Annotated in this window: 11 protein-coding genes; 7 read left to right on the top strand and 4 right to left on the bottom strand. The window is 60.7% G+C overall.

Features of this window, described 5'->3' with window-relative positions; all coding sequences use genetic code 11:
- Nucleotides 1-826: GGDEF domain-containing protein (locus AYR66_RS29730; RefSeq protein WP_206047253.1), on the bottom strand; the 826-nt coding region annotated here is incomplete at its 3' end.
- Between the two features lie 430 nt (nucleotides 827-1,256).
- On the opposite strand from AYR66_RS29730, the gene AYR66_RS23180 reads away from it, so the two are divergent.
- Together AYR66_RS23180 and AYR66_RS23185 are read left to right on the top strand one after the other, a co-directional pair.
- Entirely contained in the window at nucleotides 1,257-1,847 is a 591-nt protein-coding gene (locus tag AYR66_RS23180; RefSeq protein ID WP_088709475.1) for a PEP-CTERM sorting domain-containing protein, read from the top strand.
- 155 nt (nucleotides 1,848-2,002) lie between these two features.
- Nucleotides 2,003-2,464 carry a hypothetical protein gene (locus AYR66_RS23185; RefSeq protein ID WP_141104129.1) on the top strand — a complete coding sequence of 154 codons (462 nt, stop codon included), beginning with the start codon at nucleotides 2,003-2,005 and terminating at the stop codon, nucleotides 2,462-2,464.
- Between the two features lie 81 nt (nucleotides 2,465-2,545).
- Here AYR66_RS23185 and AYR66_RS23190 read toward each other — a convergent pair whose 3' ends face one another.
- Nucleotides 2,546-2,806, bottom strand: coding sequence for a hypothetical protein (locus AYR66_RS23190; RefSeq protein WP_088709477.1), 261 nt, complete (start codon nucleotides 2,804-2,806; stop codon nucleotides 2,546-2,548).
- 249 nt (nucleotides 2,807-3,055) lie between these two features.
- On the opposite strand from AYR66_RS23190, the gene AYR66_RS23195 reads away from it, so the two are divergent.
- From AYR66_RS23195 to AYR66_RS23210, 4 genes are all read left to right on the top strand, one after another.
- Complete coding sequence (locus tag AYR66_RS23195; RefSeq protein WP_170942248.1) at nucleotides 3,056-4,462, top strand: sensor histidine kinase; 1,407 nt, start codon at nucleotides 3,056-3,058, stop codon at nucleotides 4,460-4,462.
- Nucleotides 4,455-5,090, top strand: coding sequence for a response regulator (locus AYR66_RS23200; protein WP_088709479.1), 636 nt, complete (start codon nucleotides 4,455-4,457; stop codon nucleotides 5,088-5,090). Before AYR66_RS23195 ends, AYR66_RS23200 begins: the two co-directional genes overlap by 8 nt.
- Nucleotides 5,091-5,240: 150 nt before the next feature.
- Complete coding sequence (locus AYR66_RS23205; RefSeq protein WP_088709480.1) at nucleotides 5,241-5,648, top strand: DUF3597 domain-containing protein; 408 nt, start codon at nucleotides 5,241-5,243, stop codon at nucleotides 5,646-5,648.
- Between the two features lie 274 nt (nucleotides 5,649-5,922).
- Nucleotides 5,923-6,117, top strand: coding sequence for a hypothetical protein (locus AYR66_RS23210; RefSeq protein ID WP_088709481.1), 195 nt, complete (start codon nucleotides 5,923-5,925; stop codon nucleotides 6,115-6,117).
- Here the strand turns inward: AYR66_RS23210 and AYR66_RS23215 are convergent.
- Together AYR66_RS23215 and AYR66_RS23220 are read right to left on the bottom strand one after the other, a co-directional pair.
- Nucleotides 6,112-7,506 (bottom strand): diguanylate cyclase, encoded by a 1,395-nt coding sequence (locus tag AYR66_RS23215; protein ID WP_170942249.1) that lies wholly within the window; start codon nucleotides 7,504-7,506, stop codon nucleotides 6,112-6,114. The genes AYR66_RS23210 and AYR66_RS23215 overlap by 6 nt on opposite strands.
- 450 nt (nucleotides 7,507-7,956) lie before the next feature.
- On the bottom strand, nucleotides 7,957-8,646 hold the full coding sequence (locus tag AYR66_RS23220; RefSeq protein WP_272938358.1) for a TetR/AcrR family transcriptional regulator: 690 nt from the start codon (nucleotides 8,644-8,646) through the stop codon (nucleotides 7,957-7,959).
- 30 nt (nucleotides 8,647-8,676) lie between these two features.
- Here AYR66_RS23220 and AYR66_RS23225 point away from each other — a divergent pair.
- Nucleotides 8,677-9,589: DUF2855 family protein (locus tag AYR66_RS23225; RefSeq protein WP_141104299.1), on the top strand; the 913-nt coding region annotated here is incomplete at its 3' end.

A 9,589-nucleotide genomic window follows, 5' to 3' on the forward strand; every position in this document is an offset into this window, starting at 1 on the left:
CCGCGATGTGGCCGAAGTTGTCGTTGATTTCCTTGAAATCGTCGATGTCGATCATCAGCAGCGAGGTATAGCGTCCGCGCGGCGCGCCCTTCAGTTCGCGCTCCAGCATTTCGAGGAAGGCGGTGCGCCGCCGTGCGCCCGTCATGTCGTCGTGTGAAGCCGCGTGCTCGAGCATGGCCCGCAGCCGCTGGTTCACCATCAGGATGAAGCCGACGCCCAGCGCCACCAGCGAGAACGAGAAGGTGCCGAGATAAAGATGCTGCAACGCGGAGGCGTCGGTGAGGGAGTCGGGGCCCGCGGACTGCAGCAAGGCAGCAACAAACCGGACGAGGGACACCGCGCCGGTGAACAGGAACAGCACGCAGGTCAGCCACTCGGCAAACCGCTTTTCCGCCAGGCGCCAGACCACCAGCGCGCACAGGCCGAACAGTGTCGCGTTGGTCCCCGTGATGAGAAGCAGGCGCAGGCGGTAATCGTCCTCGAAAAATGTCGGCCAGGCCAGGCCGAACGACAACACGGTCAGGAACAGGGGAATCACACGATGCTGCCGGAGCAGACCCGCAAACTCACGCGTGCCCGCATGCATCATCATGATGCCGCACACCAGCAGGATGTTCGCCAGGTAGCTGGTGAGCGCCGGAGGCATGTTCCCCCTGAGTGCAAACAGGAATGCCGACGCCGTCATCAGGAAATAGGCCCGCGTCCACTCTTTCAGCCCCTTGATCTCCGTCGGAAAATTGCGCTGAAGGACCGCGAAGATGATCGCGCAAAGGGTGCCAAGGGCCGCCGAGATGATGATGAACGAGCGAGGGTCGAATCCCAACATGGTCATAGCTTTCGTGAAGCACGCGCTCGCTTGCCGGACAGGTCGCCGGAAGCGGGGTATCGAGCACGTTGCCGGAATGGTGCCGGCGTGCCTCGACGGGCCGGCTGCGGAAGCCGGAGCGGATACCAGATGGTCGCAGCGTGACCCGGCACGTGCAATCCCATGTACATGGTAGGGAAATTGACGACGCAGGGCGTGACCGACAACCGCGCAGCGTTACCAAAAATACAATAACTGGCCGCACAGCAGACAAGGCCGTGCGTCGGGGAATCTTACATACACTGTCGGATTTTTTTACACCCCCCTCTCATCTTCTTCAGCAACCATTCGTAACACATTGAATGTAAATGACTTTCAGTTTCTGGCATACAACCTGCTCTCCATACATGTAAATTACCTACAGTTAATTTCCCTCTTGGAGGAATTTCCCATGAAATGCATCAAAGCTCTGCTCGCCGTCCTTGGAACAAGCGTTGCTCTGCTGGCCGGCAATGCGGCCCATGCCATTGCCATTACCGATTTCGTTGATCCGACCCCCGACGTGACCATCACGCCGACGTCTTCCTATAACTTTACGCATGACATCTCCGATGGCGTGGGCGGGTTTGTCGTCGGGTTTGACACGATCAACAGCGCACTGCTCACCATCAAACTGCTCGACAACGTGAACAAGAACAACGAAACGTTCACCTTCAAGATCGGCAGCGGCGGCACCTCGCAGACCTTCAACGGCTCCAACGTCCCGAACGGCAATACGGCGACGGCATACGCCATCTCCCTGATCGCATCGCTGCCCGACCTGATCGCAGACGGCAAGCTGTCCGTCCTGCTCAGCGTCGCTGCCGGCGGCGACTACATTTTCACCAGCTCGCTGCTGTCGGCGGATGTCACCCGCGGCGTAACGCAGCCGCCCGTGTCGAATGTCGTCACCACCCAGGTTCCCGAGCCCGCATCCCTGCTGCTGATGGCAGTCGGCCTGGCCGGCCTCGGAATGCGCCGCAAGAGCAAGCGCGCAGCGTAAGCACAGTCCCCTTGCAACAGAAGCCCCGATCATTCGGGGCTTTTTTCATTTGGGCCTCGAATTTTGCAGGGCGCGCTCCTGGGCGAACTCGCCAGTCATGCTACATTCAGCGGGCAAAAACCCGAACGCCCGGAGCACCCATGAACCTTGCAAGAATGATGACCGACAAGGTCTTTTTTGAAGACAGGAACGGCACCCGTATCGGTCCTTACAAGACCAAATTCGGCGCCGACAGGATCACCGTCTTCCAGGACGAATTACAGGTCGCCGAAGGAGATCGAGTCATTCAACCGCTGGCCGATGGCAGCGAGCAGGCCTACCTTGTCGACGGCGTTGCCTATGGCGCTGCGCGCCGCAATGTGCCGGGGCATTTCAGCATCACGATAAAAAAAGAAGCCGCTTCATCGGCACCCGGTACGCCTGCAATGCGTACGGCATTGAATGAGTCCGTTTCCGACCAGGCCGGCAACAACGAGCATGCCGCAGCCCTGGTCCGATCGCTGGCGACGGGCATCGAGAATGCGAACTTCCCTCGGGAGCAGCGGGACGAGGCCAGGCGTCTGCTGGAAACGCTCATTGCGCATCCGGTGGTGGCAGCCGTGCTGGGCGGCGCGTGAGGGCTTGACGAAAGCCCCCTCCGGAGCTGAAGCATCGCGCCCCTATCGATGCGTGCTTCATGCCCCGGACCGATCTGCGCGTCAGGCGGCGCCGTGATCGTCAAAGCCGTCTTCTTCCCCTTCCGGCTTGGGATTGTCGTCGCCCGCGCGGCCGCGCTTTGCCACCACATCGACCACTTCTTCGGTGAAGCGGCGGCCGCCGCGGTCGTCGTAGCCCCGGTCGTCCGCGCCCCGCCTGGCCAGCGGCTGGTCGACAACAACCGGCTGCGCGGTTGCGCTGCCGCAGGCGACGATCGCCATCATGGATCCCAAGAGAACAGATGCGGTGGATTTCTTGAACATGGTCTTCTCCAAAAAGTTTGGTGACGGGTGCAAACTGCGCCAAAGCCGGCCGCACCGTCTTCCCTTCGCAGCTGCCTCCGGGATCCGCGTGCCGTCATCGCAGTAAGGTCAAGATACGCAAATCGCTTCGCTGCTACGATGGCCACTGGGAGAAATCGGACTTACCCGAGTGGCGCAAAATTTTCAGACTTTAGTCCATATCATCAGCAGGAATTGCCGACTACCATCACTCATCATGGAGCCGCCACGATGAAACGATTCGTCAATCTGAGCCTCTCGCGACAGTTCTTGCTGTCGAGCTTTCCGATCTTGCTGATCGGCATGCTCCTGATCGGCACATGGGTCAGCCGGGAAGTCGAGCGCGGCGTCGTCAACCGGCTTGGCGGCGTCACCGGCCTGTATGTGGAAAGCTTCGTTTCCCCCTTCGTCCGATCCTATGCGCAGAGCGGCGAACTCTCCGCCGAAGACCGCCATGCGCTCGGCGCGCTGTTGACCGATTCGCCGCTCGGCAAACGGATCGTTGCCTTCAAGCTGTGGCGGCCCGACGGCACCGTCCTGTACAGCAAGGATCCTTCCATGACGGGCCGCACCTTCCCGCTCAACGAAGGACTCTCCGCGGCGATTTCCGGCAACGTCCATTCCGAGATCAGCGAACTCGCGCATGCCGAAAACGAATCGGAGGCACGCGTATGGCCGCGCCTGATCGAAACCTACGTCCCCATCCATGCAGAAGGAAACGGTACCGTGGTGGCCGTCGCCGAGTTCTACCAGACGACGGAAGAACTGGACCGCGAAGCCTGGTCCGCGCAGCGCATGAGCTGGCTGGTCGTCGCCTTGACGGTATTGATGATGTACCTGCTGCTCTTCGGCCTGGTGCATCGCGGCAGCAAGACCATCGACCGGCAGCGCGATGAATTGCGCGACAAGGTGGCGCAGCTTACAACGCTGGTCGGGCAGAACGCCGCGCTCAATGAAAGGGTGGTCCGCGCGGCGGCGCGGACCACCGCCATCAACGAGCGCTTCCTGCGGCAGATCGCCGCTGACCTGCACGACGGCCCCGGGCAGGACATGGGGCTGGCGCTCATGCAGTTCGAAGCGATCACCGAGAACTGCGCATCCTGCTGCCCCGCCAACAAGGGTACGGCAACCCATGCCGGCCGATTCGACTCGGTACGCAATGCACTGGTCGCGGCGCTGACCGATTTGCGCGCAATCTCTGCCGGATTGCGTCTGCCCGACATCGACCAGTGCTCGATTGACGAGATCGCCAACCGCGCAGTACGCGATTACGAACGCAAGACCGGCGCACGCGTATCGACCAGCATCGCCGCGCATAACGACGCGTCGCTGTCGGTCAAGATCACGCTTTACCGCTTGATCCAGGAGGCGCTGGGGAATGGATTCCGCCATGCCGGCAATCCGCTGCAGGCTGTTGCGGTCAGCGACGCCGACGGCGCGCTGCATGTCGAGATCACCGACACGGGCATCGGCTTCCAGCCTGAACTGGCAAAGAAGCCGGGGCGGCAAGGCCTTGCCGGCATGCGCGAGCGCGTCGAGATCCTCGGCGGCCTGTTTGAGTTGCGCAGCGCGCCGGAACAGGGAACGGTAGTCCGTGCGCATATACCCCTCGTGGTGGAAGGAGCTTTGCATGACTGATGCGATTCGCGTGCTGGTCGCCGACGACCATCCGCTTTTCCGGCAGGGCGTGGTCAATGCGCTTGGCGCCGAACAGGGATTCAGCGTCGTGGGCGAGGCGGGCTGCGGGGAAGAAGCGCTGAGCATGGCGCAAGACCTGCTGCCGGACGTGCTCCTGCTCGATATCAGCATGCCGGGCTGGAGCGGCTTTGCCACCGCCGAAAAAGTCGCGACTGCCTGCCCGGCAACGGCCATCGTGATGCTGACCGTGTCCGACGACCATGACAACCTGCTCGCCGCCTTCAAGGCCGGCGCACGCGCCTATGTGCTCAAGGGCGTTTCGCCACGCAAGCTTGCCGACGTGCTGAGGTCCGTTGTCGCCGGCGAAGTCTACGTATCCCCGCCACTCGCGTCTGGAATGCTCGTGTCGCTCACCCGTGACAAGGCACCGGACCCGCTGCAGGAATTGACCGAGCGCGAACGCGAGATCCTTTCCCTGATCGGCACCGGACTGACGAACCGTGAAATCGGCGAGCGGATCTTTCTGTCCGAGAAGACGATCAAGCACTATGTCAGCAACATCCTGCAAAAGCTGCAGGTGCGCAGCCGGGTGGAAGCGGCGTTGCTGGCGAAGGGAAATACGCGGTGATGCACCAGCCGCATTGCAAGACCCGGCCATTCAATCGCTGATCCCGCGCAAAGCTGCGCGGATTCTGTCCCCCATACTTGTCCCGGCTCTTCGCGATCAATCGGTCGCTTCGGGACGTCATGACTATCAACCAACCTCAAGGGGAACAGCATGAGTATCTTTGGCACCATCCTGTCCAGGCTCGGCTTCGGCGACGCAAAAAAGGAAGAAGCCGTTACTGAATCCGCCCCCCAGGCAGACACCGCCGTCGTCCAGCAACCCGAGGCGGCAAGCGCGCCCGCTTCGACTGCGATCAGCACCGTCGATGTCGTCGCCAGGCTTGAACAAATGTCACATTCGCATGCTGAAAAGCTTAACTGGAAGACATCGATTGTCGATTTGCTCAAACTGCTGGGACTGGACAGCAGCCTTGCCGCGCGCAAGGAGTTGGCAACCGAGCTTGGCTGCCCTGCCGACAAGATGTCGGATTCCGCGCAGATGAACATGTGGCTGCACAAGACCGTGATCCAGAAGCTGGCCGAAAACGGCGGAAATATCCCTGCGGATATGCTGGACTGATCCTCATCCTGTTCTCGCGGCTGTCGACGCACTTTACATTGCGCGCTGCACCGGCGCGGTGTGCCTCGACCGGGGGCAGCGCAACCGCATCGTGCAAAAAAACAAGACGCAGGCCTGGCGCTTCATGCAGAAGTGTCAGGCCATTTCGCCGCCGCCCGCTCCATATCGTCACACTCGCCTTGGCAGACTTCTTGCGTAGCTATTTGGTACAGGGCGCATGTAACAGGAAAGAGAAAAGCGCTCGCCTTGGGTTCGGCACGTGGAGGAGGACATCATGAGCACATTCAACGAAAACATCCGCCGTGAGCTCGGATTTGGCTTGATTGCATGGAACGCTCCGGAGCATCGCTCGGCGATGATGCTGCCCCGCCCCCATGCAGGCAAGCCCGCACGAGAAAATGACTGTGCGGAAACGACCTCATCGACGGGCGCGCTCGAGGCGCGTGCGCTCGTTTCTGTTCATTCATGAACCAGGCTGGCTGCGGCTGACGCTGCCCTCCCTGCCTGCATGTGCAATGTAGGCGACGTCTTCTTCAGCAATATGGCCGATGACGAGGTCATTCAGCACATACGAAATGATCGCCGAGAGATCCTTCTCGCCATCGGCCACCCTGTCGAACAACTCTCGTCCTTTTTCGTGCAACCTCCGGTGATCGCTCCGATGCGCCTCGAGATCGGGATATCGGCGGTCCTCCAATACACACTCTTCATAAAGGTAGTGCTGCTCGGCGTTGTCCAGCAGCTTGCGCGTCAAATGGAGTACTGACTGCCGGTCGTTGGCTGTGCATCGCTCGAGGAGTTGTGCCGAGAGCTCGATCAAACCCCGATGCTGGGCGTCCAGAGCCGGCTCCCCGGTAGAGAAAGCCGGATTCCACTTCAGGTACAGCGGGCTAAACCTCGATGCATCGCCGCCTTCCTGTTCGACGCGATTGCGTCCGCCCGCCTTGGCGCGGTAAAGCGCATGATCGGCACGCGCCATCAAGGAGGTCAGCTCCTCCCCTGCCCGCCTGTTTGCAACGCCCACGCTGATGGTAATGCCCTGCGGCACGGAAAAGCTTGCGCCTTCAATAACGCGCCTGAGGTTTTCCGCCACCTGCGCAGCCACCTCGTTGGGCGCGCGGATGACCATGAGGAACTCCTCGCCGCCCCATCGGCAAAGCAAGTCCGTGGACCGGATGCAGGTGCGCGCAAGGGACGCGATACTGCGGAGAACTTCATCACCGCTGAGATGGCCGTACTTGTCGTTGACGGTCTTGAAGTGGTCCACGTCGATCATCAGCATCGACAGTTCGTCCCCGAAACGATCCGCTTCCCGCGCGCGTCGCTCTGTCTCCGCTTCGAAATATGCCCGGTTCCAGAGTCCCGTCAACTTGTCCGTTCGCGACGCGCGTTCCGCGACTGCACGCTCTTGTTCCAGCTCCTGCTCGACGCGCATGTGGGTCAGGACCGGCAGGCAAAACACGATGCCGGCGACGACGCCAAGATCGATCAGCATGAACAGGCGGAACGTTGGATCGTCATACAGATGCTGCAGTGGCGAGGCATTCAGCGCAAAGCCGGCCCGGACGATACCAAGAGTGACCGACGCGAGAAACAGGAGCGCAAGGAAACGGTGGGTTGTGCGATCCGTCTTCGGTTGAAAGTACAGCAATGCAGCAACGCATGCACCATGCGAGACACACCGAAACAGATTGACCACGACAACCCTCGCGTTGATATTCGGCTCCGCAAAGGTATAGAACGCCATTACTGCGACGCACACCGCGGAAAGAAGATGCAAGGGACCGTTCAGCGCGAATGAATACGCGCGGCCGCTGAAGCGAAGTATGCCGTCGAGGAGCAACGCCATGCCGGTCATCAGAAGATAATTCGCTGCCAGGATACTTACCGCGTCGGGCGCGATGCCGCGAAGGCTGAGCAGGACATAACCGACTGCCAGGCAGGCGAGCGCGCAGGTCCAGTTGGCAAAACCCGGATAGGTTCGGCGCGTGAAAAAAAAGAACGTCAGGAACACTGATAGCGAAACGAGCTGAACGGTCGTAGCAAGGGCGAGCGTTTGGGTATGAAGCATTGCAGACAGTATCAGTGGCCAAACCGATCAGTATTTCAAAGACCCCACCATCTGCCAATGTCGGATGTCACGGATTCGGTTCTTCGATGTGCAAATGCGACAGCGCTGGAATGGTTTGGCAGCTCCTGTAGGCGTAGCACCTACACAGGCAATGGAAGCTGGCGCAGATTGCGCTTGCCATGCACTGATTGCATTGAAGCCTGCGCGGGGCCGACATCATGGCCAGATGCCGCTGCATTATCTTGCGGAACGCAGATGCAACCACGCCACGCACATCTGCGCGGTATCGTCGCTCCAGCGCGCCTGCGCGGCATCGTCCGCGTCCAGCAGCAGGAGATAGCGCTTGCCTCCCCACACCAAAGCGAAGAGATTCCTCACCGCGGCCGGATCCGGTCTTGCCGGCAGGTCGGTGCAGGCATCGACTGCCTTGATCCATTTATCCGACAGTTCCTCGAACACCCGCCGATGGTGCTTGGGCTCGGCGATGACGTTTTCGAGCTGCAGCATGGCGGCGTCGAAATAGGGTTGCGAGCCTGTGCCCAGCGACCCGGTCACGCGCACGAGTCGATCCACGCGCTCTTCCCATGCGAGACCGGCAGGGCGGATAACCTCTGTTTCGATCGCGTCGAGCAGCACTTCGACGCAATGGCGGACATACCCCGACAGCAGCGCTTCCTTGTTCGGGAAATATTCGTAGAGCGTCCCGATCGATACGCCCGATTCCATCGCCACCGCCCGGGTCGTCACGCCTTGCCATCCGGCGGCACGCCAAATCCGAACAAACGTATCGTAAATTGCCTGCACGGTGAACTTCGCACGCGCCTGTCTCGGCCGTTTCAGAGGCTTGATACGCGTTTTCCCGGCCGCGTCAGGGCCTGCGGATTTTCCGAACCCGACGGCCGGCCGCCGGCGATACAGTGAAGGCATGCACAACCACCATTGAAAAAGGAGAGAGGGATGAGCGATGCATTCACTGTAACACGCCTGTTGACCGGCAAAAGCGCGCTCGGCACCAGCCGGATCGACACCCTGGAAATGCCCCTGCCGCAGCAGGAAGGCGAGGTCATCCTGAAGATCGACCGGGCCGCGGTCACCACCAACAACATCACTTACGCCGCCTTCGGCGACGCGATGAAGTACTGGGAATTTTTCCCCACGGGCGTAGACGGATGGGGCCACATGCCGGTATGGGGATTCGCGGACGTCCTGATGTCGAACGCCGAAGGCGTGGAAGTCGGCGAACGCTTCTACGGCTACTACCCGCTGGCCAGTCATATCCGCATGAAGGCCGTGCGCGTGAAGAAACGCGGCTTCTACGACGGCTCGGCCCATCGCCTGGATTTGACGTCCGCCTACAACCAGTACACCCGCTGCAGCGACGATCCCGCCTACCGCAAGACATTGGAAAACCACCAGATGCTGCTGCGTCCGCTGTTCATCACTTCATTCATGGGTGCCGACTTCTTCCAGGACAACGGATTTTTCGGCGCGAAGCGCGTGGTCGTCTCCAGCGCCTCAAGCAAGACCGCTTACGGCACTGCCTTCTGCCTGGCCGGCAAGCATGATGTCCAGCTGATCGGCCTGACCTCCAGGGGCAACCGCGCCTTCGTCGAAGGACTCGGCTGCTATCACGAATGCGTGAGCTATGACGAGGTCGAGCACATGGACGCCAGCGTACCGACGCTCTATCTCGATTTCTCGGGGGACGAGGCGCTCAGGTCGTCCATCCATCATCACTTTGGCGAGTCGCTGGTCTATGACTGTTTCGCAGGTTCCGCGCAGAACACGCACTTCCTTCGCGACACGGATCTGCCCGGCCCAAAGCCCGTGTTCTACTTCGCCCCCGTGCAGATCCGCACGCGGAATACCG

The organism is Noviherbaspirillum denitrificans, assembly GCF_002211445.1.
In the GTDB taxonomy this organism is placed as follows: domain Bacteria; phylum Pseudomonadota; class Gammaproteobacteria; order Burkholderiales; family Burkholderiaceae_D; genus Noviherbaspirillum; species Noviherbaspirillum denitrificans.